Here is a 23,778-nt window from a genome sequence, read left to right on the forward strand (position 1 = left end):
GGAACGCTGGAAACAAAATGTGGGAGCTGGCTTGCCTGCGATGCGCACGCCTCGGTGTATCAGTCACAGCGCGCTGATGCTATCGCAGGCAAGCCAGCTTCCACAGGGTTTTGTGCCGAGCCGTCAGGCGTGCATCCGCCCGAATTGGCCAGAGTGGAAGTCGGCAAACGCCTGATGAATCTCCTGTTCGGTATTCATCACAAACGGCCCGTGACCGACGATAGGCTCGTCGATAGGTTCACCACTCAATAGCAACACCTTGGCGTCTTCGTTGGGCGTCAGGGTCAGTTGGGTGCCGTCGCGCTCGAACAAAGCCAGTTGCCCCTGGCGGGCGACCTCCTCGCCGTTGACCCGCACGGTTCCGCTCAGGATCACCAGGGCGGTGTTGCGCCCCTGGTGCAGGTCGAGGGTCACTGGTTGGCCGGCGTTGAGGCGCAAGTCCCATACATCAATGGGTGTGAAGGTACGGGCCGGCCCGCGGGCACCGGCAAACTCGCCGGCGATCAGGCGCAGGTGCCCGGCGTCGTTGGGCAGTGGCAGCACAGGGATGTCGCGGTCGACGAGGGTCTGGTAACCCGCCTCGGCCATTTTGTGCTTGGCCGGCAGGTTGACCCACAGTTGCACCATTTCCATGACCCCGCCGCTACGGGCGAAAGCTTCCGAGTGGAATTCCTCGTGGAGGATGCCTTGGGCAGCGGTCATCCATTGCACGTCGCCAGGGCCGATTTTGCCGCCGGCGCCGGTGGAGTCGCGGTGTTCGACTTCGCCGTCGTAGACGATGGTCACTGTTTCAAAGCCGCGATGGGGGTGCTGGCCGACACCGCGACGTTGTTGGGTCGGGGTGAAATTGGCGGGGCCGGCGTGGTCCAGCAACAGGAATGGGCTGACGTGCTCGCCCATCGAGTCGTAGGAAAACAACGTGCGTACCGGGAAGCCGTCGCCGACCCAGTGAGCGCGAGGGCTGGTGTAGATGCCGATGAGTTTTTTCATGATGGTCCTCCAAAGTGCATACACCTTAAGATTCTCAGCGGCTAAGCACTAGAAGGGAAAAGCAGCCCTCTTCGTTCTACGTATAGGACAATCCTTTGACCTGACGCTCACGCAACAGGTGAAACGCGGCAAAGGCCATCACCGCAAAGCCCCCCTGGATGATGATCATCGGCGCAGCACTGCCGTCGCGCAGCTGGCTCAACAATACGCCGCTGCAGGTAGCGCCAAACATCTGCGAAAAGCCCATCAGCCCCGCCGCCAGCCCCGCGCGGTGCGCATTGGGCATCACGCCGCCGGTGACCGAACCGGGCAGAACCAGGCCACCGCCAAGGGTGGCCAGCGCGATGGGAATATCCAGGCCCACTGCCGACAGGCCGAACAGCGCATAGATGACCACCGCCAGCACCCCACCGCAGGCCACCAGCGCGACGCCCATCGATACGATGCGCTGCGGCCCCAGGCGCATGATATTGCGCCGAGTATAGGTGGAGCCGACGATCAGCATCGACACGATCAGGCCGAAGTTGACGCCGTATTCCAGGCTGCTGAACCCCAGCAGATTGATGAACACCGCCGATGACCCGGCGATCACCGCAAACATGGCGCCATAGGTGCACGCCAGGGCCACAGCGAACGCGCGGTATTGGCGGCCCTTGAGCAGATCCAGGTATTGCCCGCCCAATGTGCGCCAGTGGCCCGCCCTGGGATCGAGGGAGTGGTTGCTCTCGCGAAAGAACCACACGGCCAGCAGCAACACCATGCTGCCGATCACCAGCGCCAGGATGGTCGGCGCGCGCCAACCCAAGAGTTTGATCAGCAGCCCGCCGACCATCGGCGCCACCACGATGGCGTAGAGCATGCCGATCATGGTCAGCGCCAGCGTCGGCCCCGCTTCGGTCTTCCACACGTCGCGCACCACCGTGCGCGCCAGCACCAGCGCGGCGCAGGCGCCGAGGCCCTGCAGCACGCGGGCGGCGATGAACTGATAAATGTCGTGGGCCAGCAGCATCAACAAGGTCGCCACCACATACAGCAGGAGGCCGCCGATCAGCACCGGGCGGCGGCCGATCCGGTCCGACAGCGGGCCGAACAGCAATTGCCCCAGACCAAAGGCTGCGACGAACGCCGACAATGCCATTAATGCGGAACCGGCGGGCGCCGCCAGTGCCTGCTCGATCGCGCCCAGTCCGGGGATGATCAGTTGGGTCGACACCTCTCCCAGCGCCGTCAGGGCCACCAGTAAAAACAACAAACTGCGCGATGGGGCCGGGGCGTTTGCCATAGGGAACATCCGGGGCTGGATTAATTTATATTTCGACCATAATATGCGTGAAAAATTATGTCCATAATTTTTTGCCTATAGGTTACCCGGAGCCCGCCATGCACCCTCTCCCCCTGCGTCTTCTCACGCCCGTGGCGCTGTTGATCGTCCTCAATGGCTGTAACAGCCAGGCCGACGTCACCGCCCAAGCGCCGCAACCGCGCCCGGTCCTGGCCGCCAAAGTCGAAGCGGCCGGCACCCAGCAAAGCGCCTACACCGGCGTAGTGGCCGCCCGTACTGAAAGCGACCTGGGGTTCCGGGTCAGCGGCAAGGTCATCGACCGCAAGGTCGATCCCGGCCAGCACGTGTCCCGTGGCGATACTCTGCTGGTGCTGGACATCGGCGACTTTGAACTGGCCCTGCGCTCGGCGAAAAATCGCGTCAATGCCGCCCAGGCGCAACTGCGCCAGCGCCGTGACGACGAAAACCGCTACCAGCGCCTGGCCAGCACCGGCGCAGTGTCGCGGCAGATCTTCGACCAGTCGGCGACCAACCTGCGCGTCGCCGAAGCCGAACTGGCCGCGGCACAATCCGATGCCAGCCAGATCGAGAACCGCCGCACTTACTCGGTGCTCAAGGCCGATGGCGACGGCATCATTACCGACGTGCGGGCGGACCGTGGCCAGGTCGTCGCCGAAGGCCAGATCGTCGCGCGCCTGGCCCATGACGGCGCCCGCGAAGCCATCGTCAACCTGCCGGAAAACCAGCGTGGGCAAGCTGCGCAGAAAGCCCTGGCCTTCCCCTTCGGCGCCCCGGACCAGGCCGTGACCGCCTCCCTGCGCGAACTGTCCGCCAGCGCCGACCCGACCACCCGCACCTACCGTGCCCGTTATGTGTTGCACGGTGCCGTCGAGCGTTTCGCCCTCGGTTCCACTATCACCGTGCGCTTGCAAGGCAACGGCCAGGCCCAGCAAACCCGCGTGCCCATCGGCGCCCTGCACGACACGGGACAAGGCACCGGCGTATGGCTGATCGGCGCCGACGACGAGGTCAGCTTCGCCCCGGTGAAAGTCGCCAGTCTCGGCCAGGAAGACGCCTTGCTGGACAGCGGCGTGGTGCCCGGCCAGGTCATCGTTGCCCTCGGCGCACACCTGCTGCACAGCGGTGATGCGGTACGCCTGCTGCCCGCCCAGGTGCTGGCCCTCAACCGCAAACAGGATAACTGAGCATGCGCGGCATCAACCTCTCCGAACTGGCGGTGAAGCACCGCGCAGTCACGCTGTTTCTGATCCTTGCGATCCTTGCCGCCGGGGTCTTCTCGTTCGGCAAACTGGGGCGCGCCGAAGACCCGCTGTTCACCGTCAAGGTCATGACCATCACCGCCGCCTGGCCAGGCGCCACGGCCGAGGAGATGCAGGAACAGGTGGCCGACCGCCTGGAAAAGCGCCTGCAGGAACTCGACTACTACGACCGCGTGGAGACCATCGCCCAACCGGGGTTTGTGTCGATGCGCATGACCTACAAGGAGTCCACGCGCCCCAGCGAGGTCCAGGACCTGTTCTACCAGACCCGCAAAAAGCTCAGCGATGAAGCCGCGCGTTTGCCCAACGGCGTGATAGGGCCGTTCTTCAACGATGAATATTCCGATGTGTACTTTGCGTTGTATGCCCTGGAAGCCGAGCACTTGCCGCACCGCCAGCAGGTGCAGATGGCCGAAGACCTGCGCCAGGGTTTTCTCAACCTGCCGGGGGTGAAGAAGGTCAATATCCTCGGCGAGCAGGCCCAGCGCATTTTCGTCGAGTTTTCCTATGAGCGCCTGGCCACCCTGGGCATCAAGCCGGACCAGATCTTCGCCGCCCTCGCCGCGCAGAACGCCGTGGCGCCGTCGGGGTTCGTGGAAACCGCCGGTGCCCGCGCCTACATCCGTATCGACGGCGCATTCGACAGCCTGGCGCTGATTGAAAACGTGCCCCTGGAAGTCAACGGCCGCCTGTTGCGCATCGCCGATGTCGCCAGCGTCAGCCGTGGCTACGAAGACCCGCCCAGCTACCGCATCCGTCACCAGGGCGACCCGGCGCTGATGCTTGGCGTGATCATGGAAAAACACTGGAACGGCCTGGAACTGGACAAAAGCCTCAAGGCCGAGGAGGCCAGAATCCAGGCCGACCTGCCCCTGGGGGTGAATTTCGCCAAGGTCTCCGACCAGGCAAAAAACATCAGCCTGGCGGTCAACGAGTTCATGCTTAAATTTTTCGTCGCCCTGGCGGTGGTGATGATCATCAGCCTGTTGGCCCTGGGTTTCCGCGTCGGCCTGGTGGTGGCGGCGGCGGTGCCGCTGACCTTATCGGTGGTGTTTGTGATCATGCTGCTGACCGGCCGCGAGTTCGACCGCATCACCTTGGGCGCGCTGATCATTTCCCTCGGCTTGCTGGTGGATGACGCCATCATCGCCATCGAGATGATGGTGGTGAAACTGGAAGAGGGTTTCGACCGTATCCACGCCGCGACCTTTGCCTGGAGTTCCACGGCGGCGCCGATGCTGACCGGTACCCTGGTGACGATCATCGGCTTCCTGCCGGTGGGGTTTGCCCGATCGGGCGCCGGGGAATATGCCGGCAATATCTTCTGGATCGTCGGCTTTGCGTTGATCTCATCCTGGCTGGTGGCGGTGGTGTTCACCCCCTACCTGGGCGTGAAACTGCTCCCGCAGATCAAGCCGGTGCCCGGCGGCCACGATGCGATCTACGCCGGGCGCTATTACCAGAAACTGCGTGGGTTGGTCGAAGCCTGCGTGCGTCGGCGCTGGTGGGTGACGGGGCTGGTCGTGGCCGCGTTTGTGCTGTGCGTGCTGGGCATGGGTGTGGTGAATAAGCAGTTTTTCCCCAACTCCGACCGTTCCGAGCTGATTCTTGAGGTGTACATGCCGCCGGGCAGCGCCTTCAAAAGCACTGAAGCGGTGGCGGCGCAGTTAGAGAAAGCCTTGCTGCAAGAGCCGCAGACTCGCATGGTGGATACGTATGTGGGCGGCGGCGCGCCGCGCTTTTTCCTGTCGTTGAACCCGGAGATGCCCGACCCGGCGTTTGCCAAGCTGATCGTGCAGACGCCGGACTCCCATGCCCGCGACGCCTTGAAGCTGCGGATGCGCGCGCGCATTGCCGCCGGTGAATTCCCCTCGGCGCGCGTGCGTGTGACGCAGCTGCTGTTCGGCCCGCCCGTGCCGTTCCCGGTGGTGTTTCGGGTCTCCGGCCCTAATCTGGACGTTCTGCGGGGTGTGGTCGAAGAGGTGCGTAAAGTCGTGGCCGCCAACCCATTGACCCGCGATGCCTTCCTCGAATGGGGCGAGCGCGCCAGCGGTTATCGCCTGGTGTTGGATCAGGACCGCCTGCGCCTGCTGGGCTTTACGCCCAACGAGGTCAAGTCCCAGCTCAATGCCCTGCTCAGTGGCAACCCGATCACCGAAGTGCGCGAAGGCAACCGCACCGTGTCGGTGGTCGCTCGCGCCCAGGGCAGCCAGCGCGAGGACCTCGGCAACCTGAATAACATGACCCTGACTAACAGCGCCGGCACCTCGGTGCCGCTGGCCCAGGTCGGGCATTTCCAGGCGGTGATGGAAGAACCGATCCTCAAGCGCCGCAACCGCGCAACCACCGTGGAAGTGCGCGCCGACATCATCGACGGCGTGCAACCGCCCGACGTGGAGATGGCCGTGTACAAAGACCTGCAGCCGCTGATCGCCAAGCTGCCCGCCGGTTACCGGATCGACATCGGTGGCCCGGTGGAAGAAAGCGCCAAGGCCAACGTCGCCCTGGCCGCGCTGTTCCCGATCATGATCCTGCTGACGCTCACGGTGATCATGTTCCAGGTGCGCTCGTTCGGCGTCATGTTCATGGTCTTCGCCACCGCCCCGCTGGGGCTGATTGGCGCGGTGCCGACCTTGCTGCTGTTCAACCAGCCGTTCGGCTTCAACGCCATTCTGGGTTTGATCGGGATTGGCGGGATCCTGATGCGCAACACGCTGATCTTCACCGACCAGATTCGCCAGAACCAGGACCACGGCATGCCGATTCGCGAGGCGATCATCGAAGCCACGGTGCGCCGCGCAAGGCCAGTCATCCTGACCGCGCTGGCGGCGGCGCTGGCGTTTATCCCGCTGACGTTGTCGGTGTTCTGGTCGTCCCTGGCCTTTGTGCTGATTGGTGGCGTGCTGGTGGGCACGGTGCTGACGCTGCTGTTTTTGCCGGCGCTGTGCAGTTTGGTGCTGGGCCGGGAGAAGACGAGAGTTGTCGAAACGTCCCACATAACCGCCGGATAAGCTCTACTCCCCTCCTGCGCAAAGCTCTGCAAAGTCCCTCGCCTGAATACACAGTGCGAGGGATTGCAGATGGGTTTATGTGTCAGTGCCCCGGTTGACGGGGCGGCTTCATGATCGAGCTAACCAGCCAAACCATTGGCTACCTGGTGCTCGCCGCGATGGACTCGAAAACGCGGGACGTCGAATCCGTTCTCAGCGACTTCAAGCGCTGCCTCAACCACTACGACGCCTGGGCCGAGCGTTTTTTCAGCTTTTCGGCATTGGCTATCGAACAGGTCTTCAAGGTTGGCGATGAAGTGGCGCTGGTGGCGCCGATCAACCGTTCGATTATCCCCAGCAGCACCGTTGCGATGTGCCCGGCAAGCGGCACGCTGACCCTGGTGCATATGTTCCAGAGTTCACGGTTCGTGCCCATTGGCAATACGCCCGTGATGGTGCAGCGCATCGACCCCGACGGCGGCGCTTTGGGCGAGCCGATCCATAAGACCATCGGCCCAAGCGGCATTCTCGAAATCACGGAGTGCGATCGCAACCAGCGCTACCGCGTCAGTTTCTACCCCGATGTTTCCAAAGCGCATTTCAAAGCGTTGTACGCCTCCTATCAATCGGTCATTGCCCCGCTGGAAGGTTGGCTGCGCAGCGAATGGGCCAGCACCTTCGCACCGCTGTGGAAGGGGTATTCCGAAGCCAACTTCCTCAAGCGCTACCTTTCGCTGCATCAGGCCTACGCGCGTGGGTTCGGCGAATCGCTGTACTCGCTATGGGACAACCTCAAGCAGTTGGCTCAGTGGCTTGCCCATCCGTTGGCTCATGCTGAACAGCTGCTGCATTACCTGTCCCAGGACGAATTGGACACGCTGCTGAGTCTCGGCGCGGACACCCTGGCCAAGGGCCTTTTGGTACTCAGCGACGAGCCGCTGCTGTTTATCTACCTGGCGGCAATGGTCAGTTGGATGCGGATGTTGCCGCCGCCTTACCTGAACGAATTGCTCGGGGAAATCACCGCCGAAGTATTGATCAACCTGTTGCTGGGTCTCGCCACTGCCGGGATGGGCATGGCGGTGCGGATGAGTACGAAGGTGCTGGGCGGCATTAAGTCTCAACGTGCGCGCCGATGGTTGGAGCACATGGCCGGGCAATTTGGCAAAGCTCACGTGGATGGCCATGCCGAGTTCGCCAAGCCGATTCTGCTGGGTGGGCCTGCGACGCCGATCAGGACGATTCCGGATGCGCCGTTGAGGGCTGGGGATCAGTTGGTTTCGAATCCGGTGCCGGTGGTTCGCAGCACGTCCCAGCGGACGGTGTTGGTGCGGCAAGAACATGTCGACGATGTGCCTGCTGTTGCTAAGAATCCGGCGGGGGATGCGGCTGATTCTTCGGATAAGACCGTGACCAATGGTTGCCCGGTGTCGATGGTCACCGGGGAGGAATTGCTGACGCTGACCGATGGTGTGCTGGACGGAGTTTTGCCGTTTGAGTGGACACGGTTGTACCGCACCAGTGCCGTGGAAGTGGATGGCGGGTTGGGGTTTGGCTGGAGTCATTCTTTATCGCATCGGCTGAGTGTTTCCGGTGATTCGGTGGTGTGGGTCGATCATGAGAACCGGTCGACCATCCTGCCCTTGCCGACTGTTGCTCGGCCGGCGATTACCAATAGCCTGGCGGAAGCTGCGGTCTATTTGGGGGCGTTGCCAGGTGAATTGGTGCTGGCAAAGGCATCGCGGTTCTATCACTTTCGCGATGGCGTGCTGTTCTCGATCAGCGATGCCTATGACAACCGGTTGCGCATTTCCCGAGATTTTTTGGGGCGCATCGAGCGGGTTGATAACAGTGTCGGGCGCTCGTTGTTTTTGCGCTATGCGTCGGGCCGCATTGTGGCGGTGGATTACCAGATTGAGCGGGCGATGAACGACGGTCCGTTTGTCTGGGTGACGGATCAGAACGTTGTTTCCTACGCCTATGACGACCTTGGACGGCTGGTTTCGGCGACCAATGCGGTAGGCGAAAGCGAGGTTTATCGGTACGACGAGCAGCACGTCATTCTTGAGCGTGGGTTGGCCGGTGGGGCGAGTTTTTTCTGGCAATGGGAACGGGCTGGCAAGGCAGCACGGTGTGTTCGGCATTGGGCGATTTTCTCGCAGATGGACACGCGGTATGCCTGGGGCGATGACGGCAGCGTTGTCGTTCATAACGCCGATGGCAGTCAGGAAGTCTATGTCCACGATGATCGTGCGCGCTTGGTGCAGCGCATCGATCCGGATGGCGCCCAGCACTTCAAATCCTATGACGACAAAGGCCGGCTGACGGTTGAGCAGGATCCGCTCGGGGCGATCACGGCGTATCAGTACGACGAAGCCGGGCGCTTGGTGGCGTTGTTTCCAGGGGATGACGAACCGACGACCTACGAGCATGACAACGGTTTCGTGCGGGTGGTGCGGCGTGGTGAAGCGGTCTGGAAATATGAGCGAAACGATCAGGGCGATGTTACGCGCAGGACTGATCCTGACGGTAATTGCACCTATTACACCTACAACAAATACGGCCAACTGACGCAGGCCTGGTACCCCGATCACAGCTGTCATAGGTTGGTATGGAATGCGCGCGGGCAATTGCTAGAAGAGCAATTGCCGAATGGAGGAATCAAGCGTTATCGCTATAACGACCTCGGGCGAAAAATCACCCAGGAAAATGAACACGGCGCGCTGACGCAATTTGAATGGAACAACGTTGGGCGATTAGTCCAAATCACCCTGCCGAGCGGCGACACGCGTAAATATACCTACAACGCTTACGGCAAAATCACCTCCGAACACGACGAACTGGGCCACGTCACCCGCTACGAATACGCCGATGGCCTGCACCTGATCAGCCGCCGCATCAACGCCGACGGCACCCAGGTCAACTATCGCTACGACAACGCCCGGCTACTGCTGACCGAGATCGAAAACGAATCAGGCGAAACCTACCGACTCCAGTACCACAACAACGGCCTGATCCAGCAGGAAATCGGCTTTGACGGCCAGCGCACCGCCTACGTCTACGACCTCAACGGCAACCTGCAGGAAAAGACCGAACACGGCGACGACGGCAGTCAGCTAATCACCCGCTACGAACGCGACCATGCCGGTCTCCTCGTCAGAAAAACCCTGCCCGACGGCAACATCATCGAGTACGCCTACGACCGCCAGGGCAATCTCCTCAGCGTCGACGACGGCCATTGGTTTTTAGCCTACGAATACGATCCACAAAACCGCCTCACCGCCGAACACCAAGGCTGGGGCACCTTGCGCTACGGCTACGACGCCTGTGGCCAGCTCCAAAAGCTGCGCCTGCCCGACAACAACCGCCTCACCTTCAACCACAACAAGGGCGGCCACCTCGCCAGCGTCGAACTCAACGGCGAAGTGCTCACATCACACCTGTTCAAAGCCGGCCAGGAACACCAACGCCAACAAGGCCAACTGATCAGCCGCTACCAATACGACGATCAACAGCGCCTCCACACCCACGCCGTCACTCAACAGCACAACTACTTCTACCAACGCCACTACGACTACGACAAATCCGGCAACCTCACCCGCCTCAACGACACCCGCAAAGGCGAACATCGCTACCACTACGACCCACTCAACCGCCTCACCCGCGCCGACCACTCCCAAGGCGAGAACGAACGCTTCGCCCACGACCCGGCCGGCAACCTGCTCATGCAAGACCGCCCCGGCCCCGACATCGTCGCCGGCAACCGCCTGCTGATCCAGGGCGACCGCCACTACGACTACGACGCCTTCGGCAACCTCATCCGCGAACGGCGCGGCAAAGGCCAACAACTCGTAACCGAATACCGCTACGACTGCCAGCACCGCCTGATCAGCATCACCCAACCCAACGGAAAAACCGCCAGCTACCGCTACGACCCGTTTGGCCGCCGCATCAGCAAAACCGTCGACGGCAAAACCACCGAATTTTTCTGGCAAGGCGACAAGCTCATCGCTGAACACCACGCGGACCGGCACCGCAGTTACCTTTACGAACCCGACAGCTTCCGCCCGCTGGCCCTGCTGGAAGGCTTCGGTCCAAAAGAAACCAAGGCCTACCACTACCAACTCGACCACCTCGGCACACCACAGGAACTCACCGCCCCGGACGGCGAAATCGTCTGGTCAGCGCATTACCGCGCCTACGGCGAGATCACCCGGCTAGACATAGGAAAAGTCGACAACCCGCTGCGCTTCCAAGGTCAGTACTTCGATCCGGAAAGCGGGCTGCACTACAACCGCCACCGCTACTACAATCCGGATATTGGTCGTTACTTGACGCCGGACCCGGTGAAGCTGGCGGGTGGGATCAACGCGTACCGATACGTGCCTAACCCTACAGGGTGGGCGGATCCATTAGGTCTGAGCTGTAAAAACGCAAACTGTCCTGAAGGGCCGTATAGCGCAATAGTTCCAGGGGGAGGCTTGGCAGCACACGAAGCGGCTGGAGGGCATTTGATGGAAAAGCACATCGGCAGGACCGACCAACAGCTTGCAGAACGTTTGGAACGTGAACCCCATGTCCCAACAGCCTCTACATTCCCAGACCGGGCTACCGCAGAGTCCGCAATATCAAAAGTTCTCGACAACAACCAATCCAACATAACAAAGTTTCTTAAAGGCAAGGAATCTCAACTCATAATTACTCAAAAAACCCCAGAACCAATAGGTACTAGCTGGAAGCGAGGAGCAAGCACGCCAACTCCCGGAACAGAAATTCGCCTGATTATACGAAAAGACAAAAAAATGCCTAGTGGTTATAGAATACATACAGGATTTCCAAACCCATGAACAAAGACTACCCCGAACTACAACAGTTTTTAGCTGGATATTTTAACGAAGATTGGGTAGATGAGCACAAGAGCGCTGACGACGTAATCAACTTCTTCATGTCCGAAGCTTCAACAGGCATGCTTTCGCGAGTACAGCAAGAGCTCAAAAAATTGATACTTGTCGAACAATCCGAGCAAGAACTTCAAGATTATTTATTCAAACATATCGGCTGCGGCTATTATTATCCCAGCGAGTGGAAAGACGGTAAGTCTTGGCTGAACCATGTTGCTTCCGTTTTGAAAGACAGAAAACCCTAGACAACCAACTAAGAAACTTTATTCCTAAGGAGCAATTTAACCTTACTCGCGCTGGGCCGCGAAGCGGCCCCATCCCCAGGCAATGCGTATTTTCAGGTAAATCGGCATTGTCTGTTTTGGGGCTGCTGCGCAGCCCGACGCAGGGCAAGCCTGCTCGCCACAGGGGCCAGATCAGCGTGTGCTCAGCTCCATGATCATCCGGCTAAGCAGATAAACCCGCGGTACCACACTCTCCACCTCGGCATACTCGTCCGCCGTATGGATATTGCCCCCCACAATCCCAAACCCATCCAACGTCGGCGTGCCGACCCCAGCCGATAAACTCGCATCCGCCGCCCCGCCACTACCCTCAATTGTCAGCTTCTTGCCCAACTCCGCATAAATCCCTTGGGCAATCGCGACCAATTTATCCGACTCCGCCGTCTGCGGCATCGGTGGCAACCCGCGCTGCAACGTGGTTTTCACTTCTGTCTCCGGGATCAGTTTGTTCGCCGACACTCGCACCAAATCCTTCTCGATGCGATCGAATTCTTCCGGCAGCGCCGCGCGCACGTCCGCCTTGGCGGTGGCCTGGTCGGGGATGACGTTGGTGCGGTCGCCAGCCTTGAGCACGGTGAAGTTGATGGTGGTTTTCTTTTCTTCATCGCCCAGTTTGCCCAGTTGCAGGATCTGGTGCGCCGCTTCCATGGCGGCGTTGCGGCCCAGTTCCGGGGCGACGCCGGCGTGGGCGGCTTTGCCTTTGACTTCGACCACGGCGGTGGCGCTGCCTTTGCGCCATACCACAAGGCCATCAGCCGGGCGGCCGGGTTCGAGGTTGAGGGTGACGTCGTGTCCCTTGGCGGTGTTGCGAATGATTTCCGAGGCGGCCTCGGAGCCGGTTTCTTCGCTGGCGTCGAGCAGGAAGGTGATTTGCGCGTAGTCCTTGAAACCCTGGTCCTTGAGGACTTTGAGCGCGTAGATGCCGGCGACGATGCCGCCCTTGTCGTCCATCACGCCGGGCCCATAGGCGCGGCCGTCCTTGATGTGGAACGGACGCTCGGCGGCCGAGCCTTCCTTGAAGACGGTGTCCATGTGCGCCATCAGCAGGATCCTGGCCTTGCCGGTGCCCTTGAGGGTGGCAACCACATGGCTGTTATTGGCCGCTTTATCCGGCACCAGCTCAATGCTGAAGCCCAGCTGTTTGAGCTCATCAACGGCGATGTCGCGCACTTGGGTCAGGCCCGGTTCATAGCCCGACCCCGAGTCGATGTTGACCAGGCGCTCCAGCAGCTTCAAGGCCTCTGCCTTGTACTGCTCGGCTTGCGCCTGGATCGGTTTGTGGGGCTCGGCGCTGTAGGCCGGTACGGCGAAGGACAACGCCAGGGTGGCGGCCAGGAGGGTGCGGGGGAAGTTGAAGAGCATGAACCGATCCTTGTTTTTTGTTGGAAGGTGCCGCCACACCCTACCCCACAGTCCGCGCCAGCATCAATGCCACGCACAACAGCAGCACCGCCGTGATCCGCTGCAACGCCACACGGCGCTTGGGGTTTTCCAGCACATGCTGGATGCGTTGGCCGAAGTAGCCATACAGGCAGCCGCTGGCAAATTGCAGCAACAGGAACGTCAGCCCGAGAATTGCAATATCCAGGGCCGAACTGTGCTCGCCGGCCCCTGCGAACTGGGGGAATACCGCGCTGAACAGGATGATGGTCTTGGGGTTGGAAAAACCGGTCAGCAAGCCCTTGCCGAACAAGCTGCGCGCGCCTTCCACGACACCGATCCGGTCGAGCACCGCGCCGCTGCTGGTCCATTGTCTGTAGGCAAGATGAAGGATGTACGCCACGCCGATGCCCTGGATGGCCTGGGTGATGACGGGGTGCCCCTTGATCAGTTCCGAGAAGCCGACCGCAAAAATCAGTATCGATACCAGGTACGACACACTGGCGCCGAGCTGCGCCGGGATCGAGCTGCGCAGCCCGTTACGCAGGCCCAGGCTCAACAGCAGCAACGTCATGGGCCCGGGGCTGAAGGTCATCGTCGCGCAAAACAACAGGAAATACAGGAACGAAGAGAGGGTTAACGCGCTGGTCATGGCCTGGAACCTGGGGAGGAGAGCCCGCAGTCTAGGCAGGTGGCATTGCACATGGCAGGTGAAGTCAGGCCTAATCCGGCCGAACTTCACCGGTAAAATGACAGGCAAAGATAAGGAAGCAGCATGTTCGTATCGGCCATCGCCTTTGCAGAGGGCACTTCCAAGGTGCAACAGATCGTCGAGGCGTTCAGCCAGGCCATCGAAAACGACGAATGGGCGCCCGGCAGCAAGTTACCGTCGGTGCGCGAGCTGACCGAGACCTTGGGCGTGAGCAAGTTCACCCTCAATGAAGCCCTCGACCGCCTGCGCGGACGCAACCTGCTGACCTCCAGCCAAGGCCGTGGTTATTTTGTGTCGATGGACCGCCCGCGCCCGACGACGGCTAACTGGGCCGACTTGCTGCCTCAGGACCTGCTCAGTGTATTGCGCCGCCCCCTTGCCTCAGCCTTTGGCGACCTGCGCCCCGGTGGCGGGCACTTGCCCGAGGCATGGCTGGACAGCGATGCCATCCGCCAGACCCTGCGCAGCGTGGTACGCGCGCCATCGTTGCGCATCGCCGGGCTGGGCACGCCGGCCGGGCTATTGCCGTTGCGCCAGGCCTTGCAACAGAAACTCCACGGCGAGGGCTTGTCGGTGTCGGTGGATCAGATCATCACCACCCCCAATACCGTGCAAGGTCTGGACATGTTGATGCGCCTGCTGGCGCGCCCCGGCGACTGCGTGTTGCTGGATACGCCGTGCTATTTCAACTTCCACGCCAACCTGGCGCTGCACGGGGTCAAGGTGGTCACGGTTCAGCGCCGGCCCGACGGCTTTGACTTCGATGCCCTCGAGCAGCTTCTGGCAGAACATCGCCCCAGCCTGTACCTGACCACCAGTGTGCTGCACAACCCCACCGGCCACTCCTTCAGCCCTGGCCAGGCGTTTCGCCTGCTGCAACTGACCCAGCGCTACCACTGCCATATCGTCGAGGATGACCTCTACGGCGACCTGCACCCCAACCCGCCGCCGCGCCTGGCCGCCCTCGCCGGCTTGGACCAGGTCACCTATCTGTCGGGCTTCTCCAAGATCCTCAGCGCCAACGCCCGCGTCAGCTTCGTGGTGGCCGCGCCGCAACTGGCGGCCAACCTCACCAATATGAAGTTGATGAGCGGCGGCGTGACCTCGGAGCTGTTTGAGCAACTGGTGTACCGCATGCTCAGCGAAGGCAGCTACGCCAAGCACCGCAAGCGCATGGTGCAGCGCTTGTTGGAGACCGGTGGACGGGTCGAGCAATGGCTCAAGCGTTGCGGCTGCGAATTGCCAATGGGCTATGAAGGCGGGATGTTTATCTGGGCGCGCCTGCCGCCAGGGATCAACGGCGAAGTGCTGGCCCAGGCCGCGTTGAAACAAGGCATGGTGCTGGCGCCGGGCGCGCTGTTTGGCTATGACCCGGCGCACCGCGATTCGATGCGTTTCAATGTGGCCCACAGCGATGAGCCCCAGGTACGGCAGGTGTTCGAGGCATTGTTGCGGGATGAAAGCCTGGACAGCAGGTAGAGCAACCGCCGACAAGTCGGGTTGCGCACGCAGGCCTCCCTGCGTCTTAGATGTTTGCGCTTGCGCGTTGACCATGCCTGCCACACACCATATAGTGTGCCAACAAACAAAACAGACCACTACATAGTGTGCAGTATCGGTATTTACCGACCACACTATGCGCAGTATTTCAATGCCTTGAAGCCTGCAAACACCCTTATTTTTCGAGTACGCGGAAGGAGAATTCAATGCTGAGTTGGGATGAAGTCGACAACGAAGACACCGGTGCAGCGGTGATCAAGGGCGCCAACGCCGGCCACGCCAGCGAAGCCAACATGGACCGCCTCGACGGTGCCGGCGCCGCCGCTGCCCTGGAAGCGCGTCACGTGACCGCCAACGACTCCGCCGCCATCGCGCGCGCCAAGGCCGAGCTGGACAAACTCGACGTCGCCGAAGGCCTCGCCGAACTCGAAGGCGCCTCCGCCCGCGTCGCCGTCGACGAAAAGCGCATGATCAACTGCCGCGCCGACCTCAACCAACTCGTGCCCTTCAAGTACGACTGGGCCTGGCAAAAGTACCTCGACGGCTGCGCCAACCACTGGATGCCGCAAGAGGTCAACATGACCGCCGACATCGCCCTGTGGAAAGACCCCGAAGGCCTGACCGACGACGAACGCCGCATCGTCATGCGCAACCTCGGCTTCTTCTCCACCGCCGATTCGCTGGTCGCGAACAACCTGGTGCTGGCCGTCTACCGCCTGATCACCAACCCGGAGTGCCGCCAGTACATCCTGCGCCAAGCCTTCGAAGAAGCGATCCACACCCACGCCTACCAGTACTGCATCGAATCCCTGGCCATGGATGAAGGCGAGATCTTCAACATGTACCACGAGATTCCATCGGTCGCTAAAAAAGCGGCCTGGGGCCTGAAGTACACCCGTTCGATCTCCGATCCGAAGTTCGAAACCGGCACCGTCGACACCGACAAAGAGCTGCTGCGCAACCTGGTCGCCTACTACTGCGTGCTGGAAGGCATCTTCTTCTACTGCGGCTTCACCCAGATATTGTCCATGGGCCGCCGCAACAAAATGACCGGCGTGGCCGAGCAGTTCCAGTACATCCTGCGCGATGAATCGATGCACCTGAACTTCGGGATCGATGTGATCAACCAGATCAAAATCGAAAACCCGCATTTGTGGGATGCCGAGATGAAGGAAGAAGCGACCCAGATGATTTTGCAGGGGACGCAACTGGAGATTGAATATGCCCGCGATACCATGCCGCGTGGGGTGTTGGGGATGAATGCGGCGATGATGGAGGATTACCTCAAGTTTATTGCTAACCGCCGCCTGTCGCAGATTGGTCTGAAAGAAGAGTATCCAGGGACGACCAACCCGTTCCCGTGGATGAGCGAGATTATGGATTTGAAGAAAGAGAAGAATTTCTTTGAGACCCGGGTGATCGAGTACCAGACTGGCGGCGCGCTGAGCTGGGACTGACCAACGACGCAGAGCCAACATGGAAGTCTGCGGTGATTCATAGACTTTGCGTACAAGCCTTATGCCTAATCAAACCATCAAAACCCCCTGCGTCGGCCTGTGCTCCACCGTTTACGGTGACCTGGTCTGCCGGGGCTGCAAGCGTTATCACCATGAAGTCATCCAGTGGAACGGCTACAATGCCGACGAGAAACAGGCGGTGTGGCTGCGCCTGGAGCAATTGCTGGTGCAGGTGATAGCCAGCAAGCTGGAGGTGTTTGATCCGCACCTGCTGCGCCAGCAACTGGAAAATCGCAAGATTCGCTTTATGCCGCACCAGTCGCCTTATTGCTGGGCGTATCAGTTGATTGCTCGAGGCGCGCGGGTCATTTCCAAGCTGGAAGCGTACGGGCTGGCCTTGTTGCCGGAGTTTCGCGAGCGCAGCCTGGCCGATCTGCGCGATGCGGTTGACCGCGAGTTCTTCCTGCTGTCCGAAGCGCATTACGAGCGTTATATCGCACCGGGGTTCATGCGCGAGGTGTTTGGCGCGCCGCTGATTGCTGCCTTTTAACGCCGTGATTGTGGTTAAAATGTCGGCCGTTCAATGACCGACCCTCAACGATGAACCCTGACGCACTTACCACGCTGCACACGCACTTGCTCACCGCCCTGCAAACCCCGCCCAGCGAAACCCGTCGCCTGTTCCACGGCCGTGGCCGCTGCTGGCCGGGCCTTGAGCAATTGACGGTGGACTGGCTGCAAGGCGTGCTGTTGGTGTCGTTGTTCAAGGAGCCGGACGCTGCGCCGTTGCAAGCCTTGAAGCAACTGCTGCAAGCCCACTTCGGTACTTACACCGTGGCCCTGCAGCACCGCTACCTGCCGCAAAGCACTCTCGAATGGCTGGCGGGCGAGCCTGTCAACGAGCTGACCATCACCGAAGGCGGCCTGCGTTACTTGATAGACCTGGGTAAAAAGCAGAACAGCGGTCTGTTCCTCGACATGCGCTACGGCCGCAACTGGGTGCGCGAACAGGCCAAGGGCCAGCGCGTGCTCAATCTGTTTGCCTACACCTGCGGATTTTCCGTAGCGGCCATCGAAGGCGGTGCCGACCACGTGGTGAACCTGGACATGGCCCGCGGTGCCCTGAGCCGTGGCCGCGACAACCATCGCCTGAATGGTCATGACCTGGGCAAGGTCAGCTTCCTGGGCCACGACCTGTTCAAGTCTTGGGCCAAAGTCAGCCAAGGCGGCCCCTATGACCTGGTCATCATCGACCCGCCGTCGTTCCAGAAAGGCAGTTTCCTGCTGACCAAGGACTACCAGCGCGTATTGCGCCGCCTGCCGGATCTGCTGACGCCACAGGGCACGGTGCTTGCCTGCATGAACGACCCCGCGTTTGGCGAAGACTTCCTGATCAACGGCGTGACTCAGGAGGCACCCGCATTGCGTTTTGTCGAACGGCTGGAAAACCCGCCGGAATTTCCTGATATTGATGCACAAAGTGGTTTAAAGGCACTGGTGTTCCGCCAAGGTTGATGCCGAAACGTCTTACGCTTGCTACCCTAAGTGATGCGCCGGGCTGGTGAACCTTCTTACCTTCTTTCCGGTCGATACCTGCATTCCCCGGCCAGACTCGACGGCGTCACGTCGTCGGCTGCCCCGTTTGACTTTTGGAGAACCACCCGTGATATCGACCCTGCATGTAGCCAGACTTAAAGCCTGGGGCGCCCACGGCTTCACCGCCACCGGCGTGGTATTGGCGTTCCTGGCCACCCTGGCGCTGCTCGAAAACTCCCCCAAGGCCTGCCTGCTGTGGCTCGGCCTGGCGCTGGTGGTGGACGGCGTCGACGGTTCGCTGGCACGACGGGTCAATGTGAGCACGGTATTGCCCAGCTTCGACGGCTCGGTGCTGGACTTGGTGATCGACTACCTGACCTACGTGTTTATTCCGGCACTGTTTATCTACCGCTATATCGACCTGCCGGAGTTTACCCACCTGTTGACGGTGTCGGTGATCCTGGTGTCGTCGCTGTTCTGCTTTTGCAACGTGAACATGAAAAGCAAGGACAACTACTTCGTCGGCTTCCCTGCCGCATGGAACGTGGTGGCCCTGTGCGTGTATATCATCCAGCCGGACGCCTGGGTCACGTTGCTCACGGTGATCGGCCTGGCATTGCTGACCGTGACGCCGATGAAGTTCCTGCACCCGTTCCGGGTGAAGCGCTTCATGCCGATCAATATCGCGGTGACCACGATCTGGTTGCTGTGCAGCTTTTTGATGGTGGTGGATTACCCGAATACCAACCCGTGGACGTTTGGGTTGTGGTCGGTGATGTCGGCGTATTTTCTGGGGATTTGCATCTGGCGTACGGCGCTGGAGTGGCTCGAAACCCACCGCTGAATCAAGCGGGCACCGTGCAAAATGTGGGAGCCCGCTCCCACATTTGGATTTGCATACATCCGGCAGGTAAGATGCAGGCCTTTGGTGCAGCCTCTTCGCTGTGCCCCGCTAACAATAAGCCCTGCCCATGCCCATCGAACTCAGCGTAGACCTCACCACCCTCGCCATCCTGGCGGTGGTTGCCTTTATCGCCGGTTTTATCGACGCCATCGCCGGCGGCGGCGGCCTGCTCACCACCCCCGCCCTGCTCACCGCCGGCATGCCGCCGCACCTGGTGCTGGGCACCAACAAACTCAGCTCCACCTTCGGCTCGGCGACCGCCAGCTTTACCTTCTACCGACGCAAGCTGTTCCACCCGCGCCAGTGGGTGCACGCCATTGTCGGTACGCTGATAGGGGCGCTGGCCGGCGCCGTGGTTGCGCATTACCTGCCCGCCGAAACCCTGAACAAGATGCTGCCGGTGATCGTGTTCGCCTGCGGTGTGTATCTGCTGTTCGGCGGCACGCCCAAGGCGCCGCTGGACGCCGAAGCGCCGATCAAGAAAAAGTGGCAAGCCACCCAGGGGTTCGGGCTCGGTTTCTACGATGGCGTGGCCGGTCCCGGCACCGGGGCATTCTGGACGGTCAGCACCATGCTGCTGCACCCGATCGACCTGGTCAAAGCCAGCGGCGTGGCGCGCAGCATGAACTTCGTCAGCAACGCGGCGGCGCTGTCGGTGTTTATCTTCAACGGCTCAGTGGACTGGATCGTCGGCCTGGCGATGGGCATTTCGGTGATGTGCGGCGCATTCTTTGGCGCACGCAGCGCCATCAGCGGCGGCGCCAAATTCATTCGCCCGGTGTTTATCACCGTGGTCCTCGGCCTGACCGTACGCCTAGCCTGGCAGCACTGGTTCAGCGTGGCCTAAGCGACGGGCCAGGTAGAGGTCGATGAGGTAACGCGCAATCGAACGTGACGCCGGCAGCGGCGGCAAGTCGTGGATGTTGAACCACTGCGCGTCTTCAATCTCGTCGGCCTGGGGCACGATATCGCCCCCGGCGTATTCGGCGTGAAAGCCCAGCATCATCGAATGGGGAAACGGCCAGCACTGGCTGCCCATGTACTGGATATTCTTCACCTCCACCTGGACCTCTTCGCGCACTTCGCGGATGAGGCACTCCTCGGCCGATTCGCCCGGCTCGGCAAACCCCGCCAGCGTGCTGTACACGCCCGTGACAAAGCGTGGCGAACGCGCCAGCAGAATCTCGTCGCCACGGGTCACCAGCACGATCATGCTCGGCGAGATCCGTGGGTAGCTGCGCAGGTCGCAGGCCTGGCAATACATCGCGCGCTCGCGTGGCACTTGCACCATGGCCTGGCCGCAACTCCCGCAGAACCGATGCTCGCGCGCCCAGGTGCCGATCTGCGCCGCGTACCCCAGCACCTTGTACAGGGTGTGATCGCCTTGCAGCATGAAGCCGCGCAAACCCTGCCAACTGCAACCCGGCACGTATGCCGCCGAGTCGAGTTCCAGCAGGTACACCGGTTCGCCGTCGAGGTGGCCGATGCCGTGTTCGGCAAACACCGGCAGGTCCTGGCGCTTGAGCCATTCGCGCGGGAACAGCGGGCCGTTGGGGTCATGCAAAAAGCCGTCGCGGCTGCGCGCAACGGCCCAGCCGCCGGGGGTGTCGTTGTCCAGCAGCGTTGTGGTAATCCAGCCTGGGGTCATGTCGGTCAATCCACGAATTCGGGTTTCTGCTTGCTCATATGGGCCGCGATGGCCACACGCAGGTCGTTGGATTGCAACATAGCCGAGTTCCAGGTGGCAACGTATTCCAGGCCGTCGTTGATTGTATGGTCACGCATGTAACTGATCATGGCCTTGGTGCCGGTGACCGCAATCGGCGATTTGGCGGCGATCTCCCGGGCGATGTCCATCACGGCGGCCAACAGGCTGGCGTGATCGGGATAGACGCGATTGACCAGGCCGATGCTGCGCGCTTCCTCGGCGCCAAACTGGCGACCGGTGTAGGCCAGCTCGCGCAACATGCCATCACCGACGATGCGCGGCAGACGCTGCAGGGTGCCGACATCGGCGGCCATGCCGATATCGATTTCCTTGATGGAGAACTGTGCATCTTCGGCCGCATAACGCATGTCGCAGGCGCTGATCAGGTCGATGGCGCCGCCGATGCAGTAGCCGTGGATCGCCGCCAGCACCGGCTTGCGGCAGTTGTCGACCGCGTTGAACGAGGCTTGCAGGTCAAGAATCTTGCGCCGCAGCAGGCGCGCGTTGCGGCCCACGTCCTTGCCGAATTCGTTGGCCACCGAGGCCAGCATCATCAGGTCTATCCCTGAGGAGAAATGCTTGCCCGCGCCGCTGAGCACCACCGCGCGCACGGCGTCGGTGTCTTCGACCCACTGGAAGATGTCGATAATCTCGGTCCAGAACGCCGTGTTCATGGCATTGATCTTTTCCGGGCGGTTGATCTGCACATGGGCAACGTTGCCGCTGAGTTCGACGACGAAGGTTTGGTATTCGGACATGGCAGTGATCCCTGACTGGCGAGTGATGAGGGCCGAACTATAACAAGGGAGCGCAAGGGCGCATCGGCCAAAAGCGGGACTGGCTAAGGTGGCGGAAAATCCGCTGGATAAAACCCCGCGCACGCGCCATCCTTCGCGCTTTGAGCCGCCCCATCAGCGGCGTTCGACGTTTAAAGGATATCCTCATGCACACCCACCCGCTCACCGCCGCCGAATTCGAATGCATCGAAAACGTCCTGCTCAAGTACGGCGACGACCAGTCGGTGCTGAACCTGGCCGAACTCGACGGCTACTTCACCGCGTTGGTGTCCAGCCCGATGCAGGTCGATGTTGCCGAGTGGTTCCCGGCCATCTGGGGCGGTCAGAACCCGCAGTGGGACAACACGGACGAAGCGCAAGGCTTTCTCGAACTGTGCGTGCGCCATATCAACACCCTGGCCGAGCAACTGGCCATCGATGCCAAGGGCTTCAAGGCACGCTTCGATGAAACCGAGCACCAGGGCCAACTCGTGACCCTAGCCGAAGAGTGGTGCTTTGGCTACATCCGTGGCGCCGCCATTGGCAACTGGCCAGAACTGCCCGCCGCCCAGGCCGCGGCGCTGGAGAAAATGTCGTGGTGCGCCGAGCAGGACAACTTCGAACTGCCGGCCGACCTGAATGTGCCGGCGCACCAGCAGCGCGTCAGCGAGATCGAACCGGCCGCGCGGGCCCTGCATGATTACTGGCTGAGCCTGCGCTAAGCCTCGACAAGCACCGCCGCTTTGGCCGATTATTCGGGTCCGCCCGCAGACCTTGCCTTGAATCAGGAGCCCTGTACCTTGAGTTCGCAGAAAACCGTGACCGTCACACCGCCCAACTTCCCTCTCAACGGCAAGGTCGCACCCCCCGGCTCCAAATCCATCACCAACCGCGCCTTGTTGCTGGCGGCCCTGGCCAAGGGCACCAGCCGCCTGAGCGGTGCGCTCAAGAGTGATGACACCCGGCACATGTCGGTGGCCCTACGCCAAATGGGCGTGACCATCGACGAGCCGGACGACACCACCTTTGTGGTGACAGGCCAGGGCAAGCTGCAACTGCCGGCGCAGCCATTGTTTCTCGGCAACGCCGGCACCGCGATGCGCTTTCTGACCGCAGCTGTCGCAACCGTGGAAGGTACCGTGGTGCTGGACGGCGACGGCTACATGCAAAAACGCCCGATCGGCCCGCTGCTCGCGACCCTCGGCCAGAACGGCATCCAGGTCGACAGCCCCAGCGGTTGCCCGCCGGTCACCGTGCACGGGGTGGGCAAGGTCAAGGCCAAGCGCTTCGAGATCGACGGCGGCTTGTCCAGCCAATATGTTTCCGCCCTGCTGATGCTCGCCGCATGCGGCGAAGCGCCGATTGAAGTGGCGCTGACCGGCAAGGACATCGGCGCCCGTGGCTATGTGGACCTGACCCTGGACTGCATGCGTGCCTTCGGCGCCCAGGTTGAAGCGGTCGACGACACCACCTGGCGTGTGGCGGCGACCGGCTACACCGCCCATGATTACCTGATCGAACCCGACGCCTCCGCCGCCACTTACTTGTGGGCCGCCGAAGTGCTTACCGCTGGCCACATCGACATCGGCGTGGCCGCGCAGGACTTCACCCAGCCCGACGCCAAGGCCCAGGCCGTGATCGCACAATTCCCCAACATGCAGGCCACGGTGGTTGGCTCGCAAATGCAGGACGCGATCCCGACGCTGGCGGTGCTCGCCGCCTTCAACAACACCCCGGTGCGTTTCACTGAGCTGGCCAACCTGCGGGTCAAGGAATGCGACCGCGTGCAGGCGCTGCATGACGGTTTGAATGGGATCCGTCCAGGCCTGGCGAGCATCGAAGGCGACGACTTGCTGGTCGCCAGCGACCCTGCCCTGGCTGGCACGTCGTGCAACGCGCTGATCGACACCCATGCCGATCACCGCATCGCCATGTGCTTCGCACTGGCCGGGCTGAAGGTGTCGGGTATCCGCATTCAGGACCCGGACTGCGTGGCCAAGACCTATCCTGGGTACTGGAAGGCCCTGGGCAGTCTTGGGGTCCAACTGAGCTATTGATCCAGCGGCGTCGGAACGGGG

Annotated in this window: 18 protein-coding genes; 12 read left to right on the forward strand and 6 right to left on the reverse strand. The window is 61.4% G+C overall.

Features of this window, described 5'->3' with window-relative positions:
* Positions 1 to 123: 123 nt before the first annotated feature.
* Together ACLH0H_RS26860 and ACLH0H_RS26865 are read right to left on the reverse strand one after the other, a co-directional pair.
* Entirely contained in the window at positions 124 to 990 is an 867-nt protein-coding gene (locus ACLH0H_RS26860; protein WP_411380372.1) for a pirin family protein, read from the reverse strand.
* Positions 991 to 1,066: 76 nt separating this feature from the next.
* Positions 1,067 to 2,272: a multidrug effflux MFS transporter gene (locus ACLH0H_RS26865; RefSeq protein WP_411380373.1), complete on the reverse strand. Its 1,206-nt coding sequence runs from the start codon at positions 2,270 to 2,272 to the stop codon at positions 1,067 to 1,069.
* Positions 2,273 to 2,370: 98 nt separating this feature from the next.
* On the opposite strand from ACLH0H_RS26865, the gene ACLH0H_RS26870 reads away from it, so the two are divergent.
* The 4 genes from ACLH0H_RS26870 to ACLH0H_RS26885 all read left to right on the forward strand — a co-directional run bounded on the left by ACLH0H_RS26870 (position 2,371) and on the right by ACLH0H_RS26885 (position 11,688).
* Positions 2,371 to 3,477, forward strand: a complete 1,107-nt coding sequence (locus ACLH0H_RS26870) for an efflux RND transporter periplasmic adaptor subunit (protein WP_411380374.1) — start codon at positions 2,371 to 2,373, stop codon at positions 3,475 to 3,477.
* A gap of 2 nt (positions 3,478 to 3,479) precedes the next feature.
* Positions 3,480 to 6,563, forward strand: coding sequence for an efflux RND transporter permease subunit (locus ACLH0H_RS26875; protein WP_411380375.1), 3,084 nt, complete (start codon positions 3,480 to 3,482; stop codon positions 6,561 to 6,563).
* Positions 6,564 to 6,673: 110 nt separating this feature from the next.
* A complete protein-coding gene (locus ACLH0H_RS26880; RefSeq protein ID WP_411380376.1) occupies positions 6,674 to 11,389 on the forward strand; it encodes an RNase A-like domain-containing protein in 4,716 nt (1,571 codons plus the stop codon).
* Positions 11,386 to 11,688 carry a contact-dependent growth inhibition system immunity protein gene (locus tag ACLH0H_RS26885; protein ID WP_411380377.1) on the forward strand — a complete coding sequence of 101 codons (303 nt, stop codon included), beginning with the start codon at positions 11,386 to 11,388 and terminating at the stop codon, positions 11,686 to 11,688. Before ACLH0H_RS26880 ends, ACLH0H_RS26885 begins: the two co-directional genes overlap by 4 nt.
* Positions 11,689 to 11,859: 171 nt before the next feature.
* Here the strand turns inward: ACLH0H_RS26885 and ACLH0H_RS26890 are convergent, their stop codons facing one another.
* A complete protein-coding gene (locus ACLH0H_RS26890) occupies positions 11,860 to 13,089 on the reverse strand; it encodes a M20/M25/M40 family metallo-hydrolase (protein ID WP_411380378.1) in 1,230 nt (409 codons plus the stop codon).
* Between the two features lie 40 nt (positions 13,090 to 13,129).
* Positions 13,130 to 13,759 carry a LysE family translocator gene (locus ACLH0H_RS26895; protein ID WP_411380379.1) on the reverse strand — a complete coding sequence of 210 codons (630 nt, stop codon included), beginning with the start codon at positions 13,757 to 13,759 and terminating at the stop codon, positions 13,130 to 13,132.
* A 123-nt stretch (positions 13,760 to 13,882) separates the two neighbouring features.
* Here ACLH0H_RS26895 and ACLH0H_RS26900 point away from each other — a divergent pair, with 123 nt between their 5' ends.
* The 6 genes from ACLH0H_RS26900 to ACLH0H_RS26925 all read left to right on the forward strand — a co-directional run bounded on the left by ACLH0H_RS26900 (position 13,883) and on the right by ACLH0H_RS26925 (position 20,063).
* Complete coding sequence (locus tag ACLH0H_RS26900) at positions 13,883 to 15,298, forward strand: PLP-dependent aminotransferase family protein (RefSeq protein WP_411380380.1); 1,416 nt, start codon at positions 13,883 to 13,885, stop codon at positions 15,296 to 15,298.
* Positions 15,299 to 15,525: 227 nt separating this feature from the next.
* Positions 15,526 to 16,776 carry a ribonucleotide-diphosphate reductase subunit beta gene (locus ACLH0H_RS26905; RefSeq protein WP_411380381.1) on the forward strand — a complete coding sequence of 417 codons (1,251 nt, stop codon included), beginning with the start codon at positions 15,526 to 15,528 and terminating at the stop codon, positions 16,774 to 16,776.
* A 61-nt stretch (positions 16,777 to 16,837) separates the two neighbouring features.
* Positions 16,838 to 17,326 carry a DUF1289 domain-containing protein gene (locus ACLH0H_RS26910; RefSeq protein ID WP_411380382.1) on the forward strand — a complete coding sequence of 163 codons (489 nt, stop codon included), beginning with the start codon at positions 16,838 to 16,840 and terminating at the stop codon, positions 17,324 to 17,326.
* 50 nt (positions 17,327 to 17,376) lie between these two features.
* Entirely contained in the window at positions 17,377 to 18,291 is a 915-nt protein-coding gene (locus tag ACLH0H_RS26915) for a class I SAM-dependent methyltransferase (protein ID WP_411380383.1), read from the forward strand.
* A 148-nt stretch (positions 18,292 to 18,439) separates the two neighbouring features.
* On the forward strand, positions 18,440 to 19,156 hold the full coding sequence (pcsA, locus tag ACLH0H_RS26920) for a phosphatidylcholine synthase (RefSeq protein WP_186691341.1): 717 nt from the start codon (positions 18,440 to 18,442) through the stop codon (positions 19,154 to 19,156).
* 127 nt (positions 19,157 to 19,283) lie between these two features.
* Positions 19,284 to 20,063 (forward strand): TSUP family transporter, encoded by a 780-nt coding sequence (locus tag ACLH0H_RS26925; RefSeq protein WP_411380384.1) that lies wholly within the window; start codon positions 19,284 to 19,286, stop codon positions 20,061 to 20,063.
* Here ACLH0H_RS26925 and nudC read toward each other — a convergent pair.
* Together nudC and ACLH0H_RS26935 are read right to left on the reverse strand one after the other, a co-directional pair.
* The gene (gene nudC, locus ACLH0H_RS26930; protein ID WP_411380385.1) at positions 20,031 to 20,864 is read right to left on the reverse strand and encodes an NAD(+) diphosphatase; all 834 of its coding nucleotides are present in this window, start codon (positions 20,862 to 20,864) and stop codon (positions 20,031 to 20,033) included. The two genes, ACLH0H_RS26925 and nudC, sit on opposite strands and share 33 nt — an antisense overlap.
* A gap of 5 nt (positions 20,865 to 20,869) precedes the next feature.
* Positions 20,870 to 21,682: a crotonase/enoyl-CoA hydratase family protein gene (locus ACLH0H_RS26935; protein ID WP_411380386.1), complete on the reverse strand. Its 813-nt coding sequence runs from the start codon at positions 21,680 to 21,682 to the stop codon at positions 20,870 to 20,872.
* A gap of 185 nt (positions 21,683 to 21,867) precedes the next feature.
* Between ACLH0H_RS26935 and ACLH0H_RS26940 the strand changes: the two genes are divergently transcribed.
* Together ACLH0H_RS26940 and aroA are read left to right on the forward strand one after the other, a co-directional pair.
* Entirely contained in the window at positions 21,868 to 22,422 is a 555-nt protein-coding gene (locus ACLH0H_RS26940) for a UPF0149 family protein (protein WP_411380387.1), read from the forward strand.
* A gap of 78 nt (positions 22,423 to 22,500) precedes the next feature.
* Complete coding sequence (aroA, locus tag ACLH0H_RS26945; protein WP_411380388.1) at positions 22,501 to 23,757, forward strand: 3-phosphoshikimate 1-carboxyvinyltransferase; 1,257 nt, start codon at positions 22,501 to 22,503, stop codon at positions 23,755 to 23,757.
* Positions 23,758 to 23,778: the final 21 nt, after the last annotated feature.

This window comes from Pseudomonas sp. MPB26 (assembly GCF_046605355.1).
In the GTDB taxonomy this organism is placed as follows: domain Bacteria; phylum Pseudomonadota; class Gammaproteobacteria; order Pseudomonadales; family Pseudomonadaceae; genus Aquipseudomonas; species Aquipseudomonas cedrina.

Bases quoted from the DNA above. Each gene is read 5' to 3' on its own strand.
- ACLH0H_RS26885 (WP_411380377.1), top strand. From the start codon at position 11,386: ATGAACAAAGACTACCCCGAACTACAACAGTTTTTAGCTGGATATTTT.
- ACLH0H_RS26900 (WP_411380380.1), top strand. From the start codon at position 13,883: ATGTTCGTATCGGCCATCGCCTTTGCAGAGGGCACTTCCAAGGTGCAA.
- nudC (WP_411380385.1), bottom strand. From the start codon at position 20,864: ATGACCCCAGGCTGGATTACCACAACGCTGCTGGACAACGACACCCCC.
- ACLH0H_RS26935 (WP_411380386.1), bottom strand. From the start codon at position 21,682: ATGTCCGAATACCAAACCTTCGTCGTCGAACTCAGCGGCAACGTTGCC.
- ACLH0H_RS26940 (WP_411380387.1), top strand. From the start codon at position 21,868: ATGCACACCCACCCGCTCACCGCCGCCGAATTCGAATGCATCGAAAAC.
- ACLH0H_RS26895 (WP_411380379.1), bottom strand. From the start codon at position 13,759: ATGACCAGCGCGTTAACCCTCTCTTCGTTCCTGTATTTCCTGTTGTTT.
- ACLH0H_RS26915 (WP_411380383.1), top strand. From the start codon at position 17,377: ATGAACCCTGACGCACTTACCACGCTGCACACGCACTTGCTCACCGCC.
- ACLH0H_RS26860 (WP_411380372.1), bottom strand. From the start codon at position 990: ATGAAAAAACTCATCGGCATCTACACCAGCCCTCGCGCTCACTGGGTC.
- ACLH0H_RS26905 (WP_411380381.1), top strand. From the start codon at position 15,526: ATGCTGAGTTGGGATGAAGTCGACAACGAAGACACCGGTGCAGCGGTG.
- ACLH0H_RS26880 (WP_411380376.1), top strand. From the start codon at position 6,674: ATGATCGAGCTAACCAGCCAAACCATTGGCTACCTGGTGCTCGCCGCG.
- ACLH0H_RS26890 (WP_411380378.1), bottom strand. From the start codon at position 13,089: ATGCTCTTCAACTTCCCCCGCACCCTCCTGGCCGCCACCCTGGCGTTG.
- ACLH0H_RS26870 (WP_411380374.1), top strand. From the start codon at position 2,371: ATGCACCCTCTCCCCCTGCGTCTTCTCACGCCCGTGGCGCTGTTGATC.
- ACLH0H_RS26925 (WP_411380384.1), top strand. From the start codon at position 19,284: ATGCCCATCGAACTCAGCGTAGACCTCACCACCCTCGCCATCCTGGCG.
- ACLH0H_RS26910 (WP_411380382.1), top strand. From the start codon at position 16,838: ATGCCTAATCAAACCATCAAAACCCCCTGCGTCGGCCTGTGCTCCACC.
- ACLH0H_RS26865 (WP_411380373.1), bottom strand. From the start codon at position 2,272: ATGGCAAACGCCCCGGCCCCATCGCGCAGTTTGTTGTTTTTACTGGTG.
- ACLH0H_RS26875 (WP_411380375.1), top strand. From the start codon at position 3,480: ATGCGCGGCATCAACCTCTCCGAACTGGCGGTGAAGCACCGCGCAGTC.